18 protein-coding genes are annotated in these 15,709 nt (G+C 57.3%); 10 read left to right on the forward strand and 8 right to left on the reverse strand.

The window, feature by feature from the left end:
- The first annotated feature begins 83 nt into the window (after positions 1-83).
- The 3 genes from QRN55_RS04015 to QRN55_RS04025 all read left to right on the forward strand — a co-directional run bounded on the left by QRN55_RS04015 (position 84) and on the right by QRN55_RS04025 (position 3,077).
- Positions 84-1,061, forward strand: coding sequence for a TRAP transporter substrate-binding protein (locus QRN55_RS04015; protein ID WP_111838840.1), 978 nt, complete (start codon positions 84-86; stop codon positions 1,059-1,061).
- Positions 1,062-1,189: 128 nt separating this feature from the next.
- Positions 1,190-1,792: a TRAP transporter small permease gene (locus QRN55_RS04020; protein WP_431355721.1), complete on the forward strand. Its 603-nt coding sequence runs from the start codon at positions 1,190-1,192 to the stop codon at positions 1,790-1,792.
- Positions 1,793-1,796: 4 nt separating this feature from the next.
- Complete coding sequence (locus QRN55_RS04025; RefSeq protein ID WP_111838838.1) at positions 1,797-3,077, forward strand: TRAP transporter large permease; 1,281 nt, start codon at positions 1,797-1,799, stop codon at positions 3,075-3,077.
- A 22-nt stretch (positions 3,078-3,099) separates the two neighbouring features.
- Here the strand turns inward: QRN55_RS04025 and QRN55_RS04030 are convergent, their stop codons facing one another.
- Entirely contained in the window at positions 3,100-3,783 is a 684-nt protein-coding gene (locus QRN55_RS04030) for a TetR/AcrR family transcriptional regulator (RefSeq protein WP_284775039.1), read from the reverse strand.
- A 101-nt stretch (positions 3,784-3,884) separates the two neighbouring features.
- Here QRN55_RS04030 and QRN55_RS04035 point away from each other — a divergent pair, with 101 nt between their 5' ends.
- A complete protein-coding gene (locus QRN55_RS04035; protein WP_284775041.1) occupies positions 3,885-5,252 on the forward strand; it encodes a cytochrome P450 in 1,368 nt (455 codons plus the stop codon).
- Between the two features lie 133 nt (positions 5,253-5,385).
- A complete protein-coding gene (locus tag QRN55_RS04040; protein WP_111838836.1) occupies positions 5,386-5,745 on the forward strand; it encodes a response regulator in 360 nt (119 codons plus the stop codon).
- 93 nt (positions 5,746-5,838) lie between these two features.
- On the opposite strand, the gene QRN55_RS04045 is transcribed toward QRN55_RS04040, so the two are convergent.
- The 3 genes from QRN55_RS04045 to QRN55_RS04055 all read right to left on the reverse strand — a co-directional run bounded on the left by QRN55_RS04045 (position 5,839) and on the right by QRN55_RS04055 (position 7,651).
- Positions 5,839-6,207, reverse strand: coding sequence for a response regulator (locus QRN55_RS04045; protein WP_233124311.1), 369 nt, complete (start codon positions 6,205-6,207; stop codon positions 5,839-5,841).
- Positions 6,208-6,359: 152 nt separating this feature from the next.
- The gene (gene hpt, locus QRN55_RS04050; RefSeq protein ID WP_284775044.1) at positions 6,360-6,902 is read right to left on the reverse strand and encodes a hypoxanthine phosphoribosyltransferase; all 543 of its coding nucleotides are present in this window, start codon (positions 6,900-6,902) and stop codon (positions 6,360-6,362) included.
- Positions 6,903-6,982: 80 nt separating this feature from the next.
- Entirely contained in the window at positions 6,983-7,651 is a 669-nt protein-coding gene (locus QRN55_RS04055; protein WP_284775449.1) for a DUF3426 domain-containing protein, read from the reverse strand.
- Positions 7,652-7,847: 196 nt separating this feature from the next.
- Between QRN55_RS04055 and ftsE the strand changes: the two genes are divergently transcribed.
- The 4 genes from ftsE to QRN55_RS04075 all read left to right on the forward strand — a co-directional run bounded on the left by ftsE (position 7,848) and on the right by QRN55_RS04075 (position 11,196).
- Positions 7,848-8,507 carry a cell division ATP-binding protein FtsE gene (gene ftsE, locus QRN55_RS04060; protein WP_111838834.1) on the forward strand — a complete coding sequence of 220 codons (660 nt, stop codon included), beginning with the start codon at positions 7,848-7,850 and terminating at the stop codon, positions 8,505-8,507.
- Positions 8,500-9,501: a cell division protein FtsX gene (locus QRN55_RS04065; protein ID WP_111838833.1), complete on the forward strand. Its 1,002-nt coding sequence runs from the start codon at positions 8,500-8,502 to the stop codon at positions 9,499-9,501. Before ftsE ends, QRN55_RS04065 begins: the two co-directional genes overlap by 8 nt.
- A 70-nt stretch (positions 9,502-9,571) precedes the next feature.
- On the forward strand, positions 9,572-10,273 hold the full coding sequence (locus tag QRN55_RS04070) for a YdcF family protein (protein ID WP_502871284.1): 702 nt from the start codon (positions 9,572-9,574) through the stop codon (positions 10,271-10,273).
- Positions 10,274-10,404: 131 nt separating this feature from the next.
- Positions 10,405-11,196: a lysophospholipid acyltransferase family protein gene (locus QRN55_RS04075; RefSeq protein WP_112498103.1), complete on the forward strand. Its 792-nt coding sequence runs from the start codon at positions 10,405-10,407 to the stop codon at positions 11,194-11,196.
- On the opposite strand, the gene QRN55_RS04080 is transcribed toward QRN55_RS04075, so the two are convergent.
- Complete coding sequence (locus QRN55_RS04080) at positions 11,175-11,711, reverse strand: gamma-glutamylcyclotransferase (RefSeq protein WP_284775051.1); 537 nt, start codon at positions 11,709-11,711, stop codon at positions 11,175-11,177. The two genes, QRN55_RS04075 and QRN55_RS04080, sit on opposite strands and share 22 nt — an antisense overlap.
- Before the next feature lie 46 nt (positions 11,712-11,757).
- Between QRN55_RS04080 and QRN55_RS04085 the strand changes: the two genes are divergently transcribed.
- On the forward strand, positions 11,758-12,759 hold the full coding sequence (locus QRN55_RS04085; RefSeq protein ID WP_284775053.1) for a DUF2125 domain-containing protein: 1,002 nt from the start codon (positions 11,758-11,760) through the stop codon (positions 12,757-12,759).
- Between the two features lie 54 nt (positions 12,760-12,813).
- Here QRN55_RS04085 and QRN55_RS04090 read toward each other — a convergent pair whose 3' ends face one another.
- The 3 genes from QRN55_RS04090 to QRN55_RS04100 form a co-directional block, all read right to left on the reverse strand.
- Positions 12,814-13,743, reverse strand: a complete 930-nt coding sequence (locus tag QRN55_RS04090) for a prephenate/arogenate dehydrogenase family protein (protein WP_284775055.1) — start codon at positions 13,741-13,743, stop codon at positions 12,814-12,816.
- A complete protein-coding gene (hisC, locus tag QRN55_RS04095; protein ID WP_284775056.1) occupies positions 13,740-14,849 on the reverse strand; it encodes a histidinol-phosphate transaminase in 1,110 nt (369 codons plus the stop codon). Before hisC ends, QRN55_RS04090 begins: the two co-directional genes overlap by 4 nt.
- An 81-nt stretch (positions 14,850-14,930) precedes the next feature.
- On the reverse strand, positions 14,931-15,692 hold the full coding sequence (locus tag QRN55_RS04100; protein ID WP_111838826.1) for a class I SAM-dependent methyltransferase: 762 nt from the start codon (positions 15,690-15,692) through the stop codon (positions 14,931-14,933).
- Between the last annotated feature and the right edge of the window lie 17 nt (positions 15,693-15,709).

Here is a 15,709-nt window from a genome sequence, read left to right on the forward strand (position 1 = left end):
CCGGCGAGATCGCCGTGGAGACGTCGCCTATTGGACTGTTGCAACGACAGCGGATGGACATCCGCGTTCTGGGGAGAAGAATCATGTCGTATCTCACAAAATTATGGGCGGGTGCCGCCTTCGTCACGATGCTGACGGTGGGTGCTGTATCGGCACAGACCGTGCTCAAATCATCCGACACCCATCCAGACGGATATCCGACTGTCGAGGGTGTCAAATACTTCGGCGAACTGGTCAAGGAACGCACGGCTGGTCGGTACGCCGTCGAAATCTATCATTCGGCGCAATTGGGCGAAGAGAAAGACACCATTGAGCAGGTTCGCTCCGGCGTGATCGAACTCAACCGCGTTTCCATGGCGCCGTTCAATGGCACCGTCAAGGAAACGGTCATACCCGCCTTGCCCTATATTTTCCGTTCCGAAGACCACATGCATAAGGTCATGGACGGTCCGATTGGAGATCAGATCAAGGCCGCGTTCGAACCTGCCGGTCTCGTAGCCCTCGCGTTTTATGATGCTGGCTCGCGCTCCTTCTACAATTCCAAAAAGCCGATCAAGACGGTCGCCGATATCAAGGGCATGAAATTTCGCGTGATCCAGTCGGATATTTTCGTCGACATGACCTCCGCACTGGGCGCGAACGCGACACCGATGCCTTACGGTGAGGTTTACTCGTCCGTCGAGACGGGTGTTATCGATGGCGCGGAAAACAACTTTCCAAGCTACGATACGGCCAAGCATTTCGAGGTCGCCAAGTATTACTCGCTGGACGAGCACACGATCCTTCCCGAAGTCTTCGTGATGAACAAGGTCGCCTTTGATAAGCTGACCCCGGAAGATCAGGCGATTTTCCGTCAGGCAGCCAAGGATAGCGTCGCCAAGCAGCGCGAATTGTGGTCGGCCAGAACCTCGCAGTCACGTGCGGCTGTCGAAAAGGCCGGGGCCACCATCAACGAGGTCGAAAAGCAGGGCTTCATCGACGCGATGAAACCTGTTTACGACAAGCACATCAAAGACGAGGTCTTGAAAAAGCTCGTTGCCGACGTGCAGGCCACGCAATAATCGCAATTACCCCACCCCTCGGCTCGCAAAGCCGAGGGGTGTTTTCGTTTCATTCAACCACACCATAGGCTCTAGGTCCGACCTTCCGCTTGTCGAAGGTCAGGAGGCGAAAATCCATGTCGATCCCAATGAAAACGGGTCTGCCTATTCTCACGAAACTCAACACGGCGGTCCTCTACGTGGCCGGGGTCGGTCTCGTGGCCATGACGGCGATCGTCGCCTGGCAGGTCTTTTGTCGCTACATCCTCAACGACTCTCCCAGCTGGACCGAGCCGGGCGCCGTCATTTTGATGAGCTGGTTCATCTTTCTGGGTGCCGCCGTCGGCGTGCGTGAAAACAACCACATGGGCTTCGACGTCCTTCTTTACGTGCTGCCTCCATCCGGCAAGAAATGGCTGCGGATGATTTCCGATCTCGTCATTTTCGTCTTCGGGATCGGCATGATCTGGTACGGCACCAATCTGGTGGGCTTGACGGCGAATACGACGATGCCGGCACTGGGCATATCCGGCGCCTGGGATTACGTGCCGCTGGTCGGAGGCGGCATTCTGATCACGCTCTTTGCTCTAGAGCGCATCATCGCACGCGCGCTAGGCGCGCCCATCGATGACGCTCTGGATGACATGGCACCTACTGAAATCGCCGTCGAGCTTGAGAATATCGAGGATGTCCGCCGGGACGCGGCCAGCCTGAACACCAAAAGCCCATCCAACATCGTGAAGGGGGAATAACACGATGGAACTCTGGATTCTGTTCGGCAGCTTCACGCTGCTGATGTTGATCGGCACGCCCATCGCCTTTTGTCTGGGCATTTCCAGCCTGGCGACGGTCATCTACATGGGTCTGCCGCCGCTCGTCGTTTTTCAGCGTATGAATTCCGGCATGAGCGTGTTTTCCATGCTTGCCATTCCCTTCTTCATCTATTCCGGCGACCTCATGGTGCGCGGCGGTATTGCGGGGCGTATCGTCGCCTTTGCTGCCTCCATCGTCGGGCATTTGCGTGGCGGGCTGGGACAGGTCAACATCGTCACCTCCACGCTGTTCGGCGGCATTTCGGGCTCGGCAGTCGCAGAAGCTGCTGCGGTCGGTGGCTTGATGATTCCGCAGATGAAGGCCCGGGGTTACGGTGCAGACTATGCCGTCAACGTGACCTCGATGGCTGCCCTGATCGCACTGTTGCTACCGCCTTCGCACAACATGATCATCTATTCGATTTCCGCTGGCGGCAAGATTTCTATTGCGGATCTGTTTACCGCTGGGGTCATTCCCGGCCTGCTGTTTGCAGCCGTGCTGATGGTGACGGCCTATATCGTCGCTAGTCGTCGCGGTTATCCGACAGAGCCGTTTCCCGGCGTCATGGTTGCGCTGCATCTCTTCGCCGTTGCCATTCCCGGCCTGTTGCTCATCGCCATCATTTTCGGTGGCGTCCGCTCAGGCATCTTCACGGCAACCGAAAGCTCCTGCATCGCGGTGATCTACGCTCTTCTCGTCACGGTGCTGATCTACCGCCAACTGAGCTGGAGAGACTTCGTCCATGCGACCATGGGTGCCGTTCGCACGACCGCGATGGTTCTTCTGATCATCGGTTGCGCTGCCGCGTTCTCATGGCTGATGGCGTTTTTGAGGGTTCCTGCAACGCTGGTGATGTGGATGCAGACGCTGTCCGATAACCCCATCATGATCCTTCTGCTGCTGAACGTCATCATGTTGTTGCTCGGCACATTCATGGACATGGGCCCGACGATCATCATCACGACGCCCATCTTCCTGCCGATCGCCACGGCCTATGGTGTCGATCCGGTTCATTTCGGCGTGATCATGATCCTGAATTACGGCATCGGGCTCAACACACCGCCGGTGGGAGGTGTGCAGTTCGTTGCCTGCGCGGTGGGCAAGATTACCGTCTGGGAAGCGATGCGCTCCATCTGGCCCTTCTACGGTGCAGGTATCGTCGTGCTTGGCCTCGTCACCTACATTCCGGCGCTCTCGCTGTGGCTGCCGAGCGTGTTCAAGTAAGACGACAGATGACATTGACACCTCACGGTGTCCCGGCTTGCGCAAAGGGATGCGCAAGCATGTCTTGCAGAGCAGCGGTCGCCTCGGCAGAAAGATAGGGCCGAAACAGACTCGTTACTTGATTGAGGCCCCAATCAAGATGCTGCGGCTGCAAGTTCTCCACGCCTTCTTGCAGGTTGAGGTAGACGGCCCAGTAGGTCGAGACGATCCAGACATTGGCGAGCAACTGCGAAGCTTCGCTCTCGGGAACATTAATCAGCCCTGCCTCGGCCATTTGCTGCAATGTTGCCTCCACGGCGAGGCGCATGGCCTTGCTCAAGATGCCAATCGGTTCTGCAAGCGAGGGTGCCGTTGCCAGCAATCCCGGCAAATCGCGGAAGATATAGCGGTGCTCCCAGACAATTAAAAACCAACGCCGCATGAACGTCGCATAGGCGCCCGCTTCCCTCGCCCCGTTGCTACCGACATCCAGCATGAATGTCGCCGCATCCGCCTCAAGCCTTGAGAACAGTGCGACCAGAAGCGCTTCCTTGGTTTTGAAGTGATAATAAAGATTGCCTTCGTTGATGCCGACGCAGCGTGCGATTTCCGCCGTCGTCACCCGGTCGGGACCCTTTTCATTTAGGAGAACGAGGCTTGCATCGAGAATTCGATCTTTCGTGGACACTCTCTTCCCGCTCGTTTTATCGCCCCGCATCTCATTCATATCAAACGCTCTTGTAAAGTTAAGGTCACCACCTTAATTTTGACTAAGGTGATTGCCTTAATAGCTAGCGCCATCAACGTGTGGAAGCAAGGATGAATGCCATGGACACGACAATCGACCGGGACGCAAAAGGCGAAAAGGCATTTCCCGTTACGCCTCAATCCACGATCAAGGCTCTCGTCGCCATCGTCCGAAATCCGCTGTTGGCCATTCCACCAGCCGTCTTTACGGAACCTCTGGTCTTTTCCAAGACGGCACGGCAGATCACCGTTCACATTGCAGACCCCGTACTGATCCACGAAGCACTCGTGAAAAATGCGGATGCCCTGGGAAAAGGCGAACAGGTTCGTCGCGCGTTGGGTTCAGCGCTTGGTGAAGGGCTCTTGACGGCTGACGGTGCCCACTGGAAGTGGCAGCGCCAATCCGTCGCCGGTGCCTTCCGGCACGACAAGCTTCTTGAATTGCAGCCGACGATGATTGCCGCCGCAGAGCGCACACGGGACAAATGGCTCGCAAAACCAGGTTCAACAATCGATATCGGTCACGAAATGATGCACACAACGTTCGACATCATCGTCGAAACCATGATGTCGGGCGGGCACGGGATAGACGTGAACCGCGTGGAACAAAGCATCTCCGATTTTCTAAAGCCGACAGGCTGGAGCTTTGCACTCGGCCTCTTAAAAGCACCGGAATGGATACCCTATCCCGGTAGGGGCAAGGCAACGGCTGCTGTCGATTTTTTGCGGTCCAGTCTGATGCAGGTTGTCGAGACACGACGTAAAGCGCCAGAGGATCGGCAGGATCTGGTCACGATGCTGATGGCCGCAGCCGACCCGGAGACGGGCCGAACGATGACGGATGCCGAGATCGTCGACAACCTGATGACCTTCATCACGGCTGGCCATGAAACGACGGCGCTTGGGCTCGCATGGACCTTCGATCTCCTGGCACGGCATCCCGACATCGAAGCGAAGGTGTTGGCAGAGATCGATGTGGTGACAGGCGGTAGCAATGTAACCTCGGAACACGTGTCGCAACTTACCTACACACGTCAGGTTTTTTCGGAAGCGATGCGCCTTTATCCGCCCGCACCTGTTATCACCCGCACGGCCCTGAAAGATTTCCGCCTTGGGGACTACCTGATCCCCGCAGGCACCGTCATGCTGATACCGATCTACGCCGTCCATCGCCATGCTTCGATCTGGCCGGATGCAGAGCGCTTCGACCCAGACCGTTTCAACGCTGACGCCACCAAATCCCGGCATCGCTACGCCTATATGCCGTTTGGTGCCGGACCCCGTGTCTGCATCGGCAATGCGTTCGCAGTGATGGAGGCGGTCGCCATCCTGGCCGTTCTCTTGCAGAAACTGAGGCTTTCGGCAGTCTCGGAACAGGCGCCGAAGCCTCTCATGAAGGTGACTTTGCGACCCGATAATCCCCTCAGGATGAACGTCGCGCCGCGCTGAAGCGGCAACGCCTCGTTCGCGCGCAGCTTGCACTTGCCAGTGCAATCTCGCCACCACCCCAGATGTTGACGAACACTGTGGAACTCATTCCAGATCCACGGGTTTCCGCACGTTACATCAATGGAGGTGGCGTGTGCTTACGGTTCTTGTGGTGGAAGACGAGCCTTTGATAAGGCTCACCCTGATCGATGCTTTAGAAGATGCAGGTTTCAAGGTCATCGAGGCAGAAACAGCCGACGAAGCCATGGACCTGATATCCGAGCATACGGTGCATCTTCTTTTCACCGACATTCAGATGCCGGGCGAACTGACGGGTATCGACCTCGCCCACGTCGTTGCCGAACGCTTTCCAAAAGCCGGGATCATCGTCGCATCTGGCCGCCTGACCCCGGATGACATCGACCTGCCCGCCTCAGCAGAGTTCTTTTCAAAACCCTACGACTTTTCTTCGATTGTTACACGGCTGAATGCGCTTTCGAAAACCAGCCAATGATGCGACCACGGTAATGTGAGGGTGGCCCTTGCCATCCCTCAAAACACGCTAAACATCATCAAGAAGAAAGTGCCGCGCAAAACGGTCTTAGACTTAGGCTGGCACGGCAGCCAGCGCCCGGGCGACGGCTTTGCGGATATCCGGCAGCGCGAAGGGCTTTGGAACGACGTCGATGATCTTTTCCATCAGGTCGTCAGCGCGCTCGCGCTGTTCAGCGTAGCCCGTCATCAAAAGAATTTTGAGGTTGGGAAAGTGCGATGACGCGCGGTGCGCGAGCTCAATTCCGTCCATGACGGGCATGCGGATATCCGAGAGCAGCAGGTCGAACTTGTGTTCGCTCAGTTTCTCGAACCCCTGTTCGCCGTCTGCGGCTTCATAGGTCTCATGTCCATCCAGGCGCAAGGCGCGCGCCACAAATGTGCGCAACGCATCTTCGTCTTCGGTGATCAGTATTTTTGCCATTTTCCATCGCTCCTGGTATTCATTCCAGCGAGCAACAAACTCGGCGATTTCCCTTTGCAAGAAGTAAATGAAACCTGCCATCCCGGTGGCATGGTTAACAATCCATGCTTGCATCTCTGCTACAAGTACCACATTGGGACAGTTGGAATTTACTACGCATCACCCGTGACGACGCCGACAAATGGCAGTTCGCGGAACGCATAGGCGACGTCCATTCCATAGCCGACGACGAAGTAATCGGGGCACTCGAAGCCAACATAATCGGCTTCCAGCTTCTCCTTGCGCTTGACCTTCTTGTCGAGCAGAACAGCAATCGAAACATTGCGGGCGCCGCGCTCATAGAGCAATTCCTTGGCGAAAAGAAGCGTGCGACCGGATTCGAGAATATCGTCGATCAGCAGGACGTCGCGATCCTTCACGTCACTATCGATATCCTTCACGATCCGCACGCCTTGGGACACCGTGCCCGTGCCGTAACTGGAAAGCGTGATGAACTCCACTTCCGGCGCCAGACCGCTGTCATGCAATGCGCGGATGAGATCGGCGGCAAAAATGAACGAGCCTTTCAGCACCGCAATCACAAGCAGGTCGTTGGTCGGACCCGTGGCGATGCGCTTGGCGAGATCGCGATTTCTCTCGGCAATCTGCTCGGCGGTGTAGAGCGGCTCGATATTTTTTCCACGAACGACGGGCATGATCTCTCCTGCGCTTTCCTGAACAACAGCCTAGGTGAGACAATCATCCAGAACGAAACAAAGGGCGTCCGGTAGCACAATCAACGCTGCGAAACACCCGCTCCGGCAAAAGAAAGCTTGATATCCGGCGTTTTTCCACCGGGATGGCACAGTTTCGCCGAGAAACCGCGGCTCACGCCGGGCTGCATTTCAGCCACCGGCGGCTCGATCAGCATGCTGGCAACCTTCTCACCCTTGGCGGCGAACAGATCGGCGCGGATGGCCGGAACGGTTTGCGGTTCGTTGCCATTGTTCTCAACGATGCCGTTGATGACAAGCACATCCATACCACCGGCATCCTGCGGGGTGACGGAAATATGTGTAATGACAAGCGGATCGACCGGCGCAGCACTGGCCGTATTCTGGTGCAGCAACATCGTGAAACCGCCGGAAATGAAGAAAACTCCGACAACTGCCGCCGCGACAATGGCGGAGTAGCCATCGACGGAAAGGCCAGACAGCTTTCTGTCCACCCAGTCGATCAGCGACCGCAGTGCTGCCAGCGCCGATACGGGCTGCGACCTAGGCTGTTGAAAAGCGTCGTGCCTATTGTCGTTGCCGTAGTCACGAAAGGGCGTTTCCTTTATCGTGACAAACTCGGCATCTAGAATGTCATCACCATTGCGCGTTCTCCACGTTTGGCGGAGAGGCGCTTCGGGCATCAAAAGGTCCAAATCAGGTGTCGCGTGACGGCGGGATGAACGGAACATACCCATGAAGTTCCCTCGGTGTTACGCCCCCAAAAAACTTGGGCATTGAATGAAATCCTGCCTAGTCGTAAATTTAATTGGTTAATGCTTCGCAAAGATCGCCGGATGAGCGCGGCCCACGGGCATTTTACCGGGCACCCGATGTTAAGAAATGGCAATCGCTATTCGCAATGAGAAACAAAAGACTGGAAGTTCGTTGATCCATTTCGAAAATGTCGGGTTGCGATACGGCATGGGCCCGGAAATCTTGCGGGATATGACCTTCGACATTCCCAAGGGCTCTTTCCAGTTTCTGACCGGACCATCAGGCGCAGGCAAAACCACGCTGCTGCGCCTGCTTTTGATGTCGCTCCAGCCCACGCGCGGCAATATCCGCATGTTCAGCCGTGATGTCTCGCGCATTCCGCGCAGCGAATTACCGCTGCTGCGCCGGCGCGTCGGCATCGTGTTTCAGGACTTCCGGCTGCTGGACCATCTGACGACCTATGAGAACGTGGCCCTGCCCTTGCGTGTGCGCGGAAAGGACGAAAGCGCCTATCGCAACGATGTGATCGAGCTTTTGAAGTGGGTGGGTCTGGGCGAACGGATCAATGTGCTGCCACCGATCCTCTCTGGCGGTGAGAAACAGCGTGCCGCTATTGCGCGGGCGCTGATGGACCAGCCAGAAATATTGCTGGCAGACGAACCCACCGGTAACGTCGATCCGCCGATGGCCAAGCGCTTGCTCAATCTGTTTCTGGAACTGAACCGGCTGGGCACCGCCGTCGTTATCGCGACCCATGATTTCGGATTGATGGATCAGGTGGACGCGCGCCGCATGATCCTGACGGAAGGGCGGCTCGACGTTTATGAATGAGATGAACCGCAAGCCCCTCAAGCCGGAGCAGAAGCAGGCCAAGTTGCCGCAGATGCGCATCCGCCCGATGGCGCCCATCCTGCCGCCGTCGAACATTCAGGGCAACGCCTTGATCGTGGTCATCGCCATCATGGCCTTTCTGGCCTGCCTGACGCTCGGTGCCGTCAGCATGGTGCGGGCCACCGCATCCACATGGCAAAGCCAGATTTCCCGCGAAATCACCATCCAGATAAAGCCTGAAGAGGGTCTGGACATGAACGCCGCGCTCAACAAGGCACGCAATCTGGCACTCAGCTTTGTCGGCACCAGAGAAGGCACAATCATGGACGATGCGGCCACAGCGCGGCTGCTCGAACCATGGCTCGGTGCCGGTCTCGACCTCTCGGAGCTGCCCGTTCCCCGTCTTGTGATCATCACCATCGATGAGAGCAACCCGCCTGATTTCGAGGCGATGCGCACCATGCTGAAAGCTGAAATTCCGCAGGCGTTTCTCGATGACCACCGCACCTGGGTCGACCGTCTGGTGTCCATGGCCCACACCACCGTCATGATCGGTCTTGGCGTCCTGATCCTCGTCTTTAGCGCAATGGTGCTGACGGTTGTGTTTGCCACCCGCGGCGCTTTGTCGGGCAATCGCCATATCGTCGAAGTCCTGCACTTCGTCGGCGCTGAAAGCAGTTTCGTCGCGCGTGAATTCCAGAAACACTTTCTCAAAATAAGCCTCAAGGGCTCCGGGGCCGGAAGTGCTTTGGCCGCAGGCGTGTTCCTTGCCGCAGGCTTCTGGCAATCCCGGTCGCTCGCCACACCGCAGAGCGATCAGGCCAGCGCCCTGTTCGGGTCGTTTTCCGTTGGGGTCGATGGCTATCTCGGCATTTTCGCAACGATGATGGTGATCGCATTGCTGACGACAATCACCGCGCGACTGACCGTCATTCGCACCATTGACGACATTGATCGGGTGCGGTCCGATCCTTCAAAAAGCGAGGGCGTTTGACGGTTTTTCTCCACCCTCACGCGGTTGGAGCCGCCCGTTCCTTGCCTTAATCCAAGCTTATCGATAACTGATGATAATGAGTCGCACTGACCCGGATGATCAACCGACAGAGACGCCGCGCAACGGTCTGCTTTCGCGGCGTGGTCGTTTGCGCCGGTTCGTGCGGGCGACGCTGCTGATGTGCCTTGTGGTGCTAGGCGCAGTCTTCGGCGGTTTCCTGTGGTTTGCGGATTCGGTTGCCTCCATGCGCCCGCCCTCGGGCACTAGGGCAGACGCCATCATCGTCCTGACCGGCGGTTACCTTAGAATCGATCAGGCGGTGGGCCTTTTGCGCGATGGTGTTGGCAAGCGGCTGCTGATTTCCGGCGTCAATCCCGCCACTACCCGCGCGCAGATCCGCAAGATGACGCAGAGTTCGTCGGATCTTTTCGCCTGCTGTGTGGATATGGGGTATCAAGCCGTCGACACGATCGGCAATGCGAATGAAGCGGCGAAGTGGATCAGGGACAAGGGTTATGCCTCTGTCGTCGTCGTTACCAACAATTACCATATGCACCGCAGCCTCCACGAGTTGAGAAGCTCCAGCCCCGATACGAATTTCATCGCTTACCCCGTCATCAACTCCGATCTGGCGCGCACCAACTGGTTTTCGAACCCCGACGTGGTCCGCACCATGATTTACGAATATATCAAATTCGTCGCCGTCGCCGTCCGTGATCTGACCGGGCTTGGAAAAGGCAACGGCCTGCGCAATGGCGCATCTGCCGCCTGATTCCGTCCCGGCGGCTGTTGCCTGGGGTCTTGCTGACATACCCTGTTTTCGTGTAGGCGTTCAGCCCTGCGCGATGACATCGAAGATTGCTTCCTTTTATCGATACGGACGCGCCTGGAGAAGCTTTTTTCATGCTCAGACTGCGTTCCATTCTGTTCAACACAGCCTTCTATATGAACCTCATCTTGCGGATGATCGTGCTGACGCCGATCTATTTCATCGTACCGCGAAAGCTGGCTTATGAAATTCCCAAGGCATGGGCGCGCTCGAACCATTGGCTGATGGAAAAGATCGTCGGCACGACGTTCGAAATCGAGGGGCTGGAAAACATTCCCGAATCCGGCTGCATTTTTGCGCCGAAGCACCAATCTTTCTGGGACACCTATGCGCTGCTGCCGAACCTCAAGGACCCCGTCTATATTCTCAAGCGCGAACTGACGTGGATACCGCTTTTCGGCTGGTATGTTGCCAAGCAGAGAATGATCCCGGTCAACCGAGCCGCGCGTGGCAAAGCCATGCTGCAGGTTATGGAGCGGGCAAAGGAAGAAATGGCAAATGGTCGTGAGTTGATCATCTACCCGGAAGGCACGCGCCGCGCGCCGGGGGCCGAGCCGGAATATCGTTACGGCATTGCCCGCCTGTACCGTGATCTGAAAGTGCCTGTGGTGCCAGTCGCCATGCATCCCGGCCTGTTCTGGCCGCGCAGATCGACCATGCGTTACCCTGGACATTTCAAGGTGCGCATTCTGCCGCCGATCCAGCCGGGTCTGGACCCGGACGTGTTTTTCAAGCAGTTGATTGAAGTTACGGAAAAGGCCAGCGACGAGCTTCTGCTGGAAACCGCGCGCAACAATCCGTCGCTCCCCCTACCTCCGACAGCTGTCAAGCGGCTAGCCGAACTTCAAAACAAGGCAGCAGACTGAGCCTCGACATTGGCAGCGACGCGCTCCAGCACGACGTCTCTTATTCCCATCTCCTGAAGATGCCGGACCGTGTTGAAGACGTAGTCGACATTCGGTCCTGACTGACCAGAGGCTTGGCAGACGATCTTTGCCGCCTCATCCAGCGCGAGACCCCCGACATATTGCGCATGCTGTGGGTCTGCCACATAGGTCAGCGCCGGTTGCCGTCTGCCATCGGCAAGACCAACCAGAATAACCCGCTCCTTGTAGACGTTGCTGACGAGTTCACGTTCACGCAAATAATCGAGAACCGCGTCACGGTTGGCATTGGCAACACGAAATGCCACGCCGTGACACGACCCGCCACGTTCTAGCCCCAGCACCAAGCCGGGGTTTTCATCCGTCCCCCGGTACACATTCGAGCGAATGCAGAGCGCGCGTCGATAGCCGTGTAGACGCGCCTGCTGGCGTTCCTCAAACGGGAAGCCGGGGTTCCACATCAACGAACCGTAGCCAAAGACCCAAAAATCGTCCATATCGCAAGCCAAATCAAATCACCTGTGTCTACCATTGGAGACCATCATGGCAGCGTCAAGCCAATCCCGAAGCAGCAGAAAATTCCTTTTTCTTGGCCTTGGGATAATAGTTTTCGTTGCCATCTACACCGCTGGCTGGTTCTACGCCGCAAACCGGCTTCAGGAAACCGTTATCCGGGTCATGTCTCCAGGTGGCACCGCACCTGTCAGCGCCGAATGTGCAGATATGGCATTCAAGGGTTATCCGTTTCGCATTGGCCTGTTCTGCTCGAAGGTGGATGTAACGGATACGCGCAATGGCGTCTCAGGCTCTTTCGGGGCTTTGCGCTCCGCAGCCCAGATCTACGCGCCCGGCCATGTTGTCTGGGAACTGGATTCGCCAGCAAAGATCGAGACCGCACATGGGCTCAGCATCTCCGCGCAATGGTCCAGCCTCCAATCCAGTCTGGTGAAAAAGCTGAAGGGGATCGATCGCACCTCTCTGGTCATCGAAGGCCTGAAAGCGAACGCAGTATCGTCGGTTACGACACAGACGATCGATTTCGATGCGGCAAAAACCGAAGTTCATCTTCGCCAGAACGGAGCCGATCTCGATGGCGCCATCACGCTGACCGATGCCTCCACTGTCATCAAGGACTGGCCGCAGGTTCTGCCGCGCCTGAACGCCATCGCCGACGTAACCCTTGCGGGCAAGGCTGGCATGATCGACGGCAGTGACCGCACCGGGCTTTACGGTGCCAGCGGCGAATTGCGCCGGGTGATGCTGGATATCGGCGATGGCCGCACCATGCGCATCAGCGGACCATTTTCCTTTGACGATCAGGGCTATCTGACCGGCCAGTTCAAGCTTGAAATCGAAAAACTCGGCGATTGGGCCAACAATGCCAAGCAGGCATTTCCGCAACTGCAATCGACCATCGACACGGCCCGCAAACTGCTGGGCGCCTTGGCAGGCGGCGGCGACAAGGCGTCGGTCGATCTCGTGGTCGATCGTGGCCGCGCCACTGTCAGCGGTTTTATTCCCTTGGGTAAAATTCCGCCAATCTGACACGAGATATAAAGACCGAAGCCAGGTGATGGCTTCGGTCTTTCATTGATGTCGTTACTTCTTCTGGTCCATCGCGTGGCGTCCGAAGTCAGGCGCATCGACGTCCTGCCCGGCCTGCACGATGGAGCGGCGGATGGTGCGGGTTCGGCTGAAAAGCTCGAACAGTTTTTCACCTTCACCCCAGCGTATCGCACGCTGGAGGTACGCCAAATCCTCGGAAAAACGGGCTAGCATTTCCAGAATGGCGTCCTTGTTGTGCAGGCAGATATCTCGCCACATGGTCGGATCGGATGCGGCCAATCGGGTGAAATCACGGAAGCCTGAGGCAGAATATTTGATGACTTCCGATTCCGTTACCGTCCCAAGGTCATCGGCGGTGCCGACGATATTGTAGGCAATAATATGCGGCAGGTGCGAAACGATAGCCAGGACCTTGTCATGGTGCTCCGGCTCCATTTCATCGACACGCGAACCAAGCTTTTCCCAAAACGCTTTGAGCTTGCTGAGCGCTACCGCATCGGTTCCCGGCAGCGGCGTAAAGATGCACCAACGGTCATGAAACAGACCTTCAAAACCGGCATCCGGGCCTGATTTTTCCGTCCCTGCCAATGGGTGCCCGGGAATAAAATGAACGTTGTCGGGCATATGCGGAGCCATTTGTGCAATGACCGACGCCTTGGTGGAACCCACATCCGTCACGATGGAACCGGCCTTCAGGTGCCCAGCGATCTGCTGTGCAACGGCTTCGGACGCTCCGACAGGCACCGAGACGATGACCAGATCGGCATCCTTGACTGCCTCTGCGGCAGAAATAGTGTAGGAGGTTCCCAGTTCCAGCTCTTCTGCGCGCTTCAACGTGACTTCACTGCGCGTGGAAATCACCACTTCGCGAGCAAGACCAAGCTCGCGAATATCACGGGCAATGGAAGAGCCGATCAGGCCGATACCGATCAGGGCTATGCGGTCAAACAGGATGTCGCTCATTTCGCCTGCCCCATAAAGTCTGTCAGGGCCGCGATAACGCCGAGATTGGCCTCTTCCGATCCCACCGTCATGCGCAGAGCATTAGGGAACCCATAGCCGCGAACGGCGCGCAGGATATAGCCCCGTCGCGTCAGGAACTCATCGGCATCGGCTGCACGTTTGCCATCCGCATCGGGGAAGTGGATGAGAACGAAATTGGCAACGGACGGCGTCACTTCAAGACCAAGCTGACCGAAAGCCTGCGTCAGTTTTTCCATCCATTCGAGATTGTGCGTGACGGCCTGCTGCATGAAGGCCTGATCGCGGATGGCGGCGGCACCGGCTGCAATGGCTGGCGCGTTCATGTTGAATGGACCACGCACCCGGTTCAGGGCATCGATCACGGCAGCGGGTCCGTACATCCAGCCGACACGCAGCGCAGCCAAACCATAGACCTTGGAGAAGGTACGGGTCATCACCACGTTGCTGTTGCCGGAAACAAGCTCCAGCCCTGCTTCGTAGTCGTTCTTGCGCACATATTCCGCATAGGCAGCATCCAGCACCAGCACCACATGTTTCGGCAGGCCGGTCTGAAGACGGCGAATTTCCGAGACCGGGACATAGGTGCCGGTCGGATTGCCGGGATTGGCGATGAAGACCATCTTGGTTTTCGGCGTAACGGCAGCGAGGATCGCATCGACATCGACGGTGCAATCCTTTTCCTTCACGGTGACAGGAACGGCACCTGCGCCCATGATCTGAATCCTGTAGACCAGAAATCCATGCTCGGTAATGATCGCCTCGTCACCCGTACCAAGGTAGACATGGCACAGGAGACCCAGCAACTCGTCGGAGCCGTTTCCGCACATGATATTGGCGGGGTTCAGCCCGTGCACATCGGCAATTGCCTGACGCAAGGCCATCGCCTGCCCATCCGGGTATATCTGCAAATTTTCCGCCGCTGCCCTGAATGCCTCGATGGCTTTCGGGCTTGCGCCAAGCGGCGTCTCGTTGGAGGAGAGCTTATAGACCTTCGCAACGCCGTCGGCATGTTCCTTGCCGGGAACATAGGCAGCGATATCCAGAATACCCGGACGTGGAACAGGTTGGTTAAGCTCTGCACTCATTTCATCGACCTTTGAAAAGCGCCGGGTAACCGGCAAGACAATGCCGCAGGCATTAGACCGGAACAGGCGGTTTGTCGAGGGTCAGCTTGGCTTTCGCGGTGGTGGCGACGTTCGGGTCGTTGGCATGCCCTGCGGCGCAAGGACGGGGACGAAAACCCGCCGCGAAGCCCGCTGGCTGACAGGCAGACCCTGATAAAGCCGCTTCTGTGCCTCTACGATGATGACACCGGAAAAGACCGGCCAGAGCTTGCGCCCGGTGCTTTCCAGATACCGACGAAACCGCAAGATGGATCGAACCTTCGTTGGTGGAAAAAACAAGGCTTCCGCCGTGGCTCCCGGCGTGAAATTCGTTTCGCGCAGAAGCGCCGTCAATTGTCCGCGCGAGTAGGGGCGACCGGATCCGAAGGGCGTGTGCTCCACACGCGCCCAGACGCCGCGACGGTTCGGCACCACAATCACCAGCCTGCCGCCGGGCGCCAGAACGCGCCAGAGTTCTTTCAGCGTTTCGCGCGGGTTCTCCGCAAATTCCAGCGAATGCACCATGAGAACCCGGTCTATCGACGAATCCGGCAACGGCAATTCCTCGTCGAAAACAAGTGCTGTTGATGATAGTTCACCCGCTGGCCAATTCACCGCCCCCTGCCCAGGCGGCATGAAGGCAAATGTCCGCTCCGTATCGTGGCGAAAGCGGTCGAGGAACGGCACCGCGTAGCCGACACCCACCAGCCGTTCATCCGGCAAAGGCGGCCATAGCGTCGATAGCGCCATGGTGATGGCCTGCTCGGCAGACCGCCCGAGCGGTGAATGGTAGAATTCGCGCAGATCGACAATATCGGTGTTCATCGTCAGAATGTAGCAGT

The organism is Agrobacterium sp. lyk4-40-TYG-31 (assembly GCF_030209855.1).
Classification (GTDB): domain Bacteria; phylum Pseudomonadota; class Alphaproteobacteria; order Rhizobiales; family Rhizobiaceae; genus Agrobacterium; species Agrobacterium vaccinii.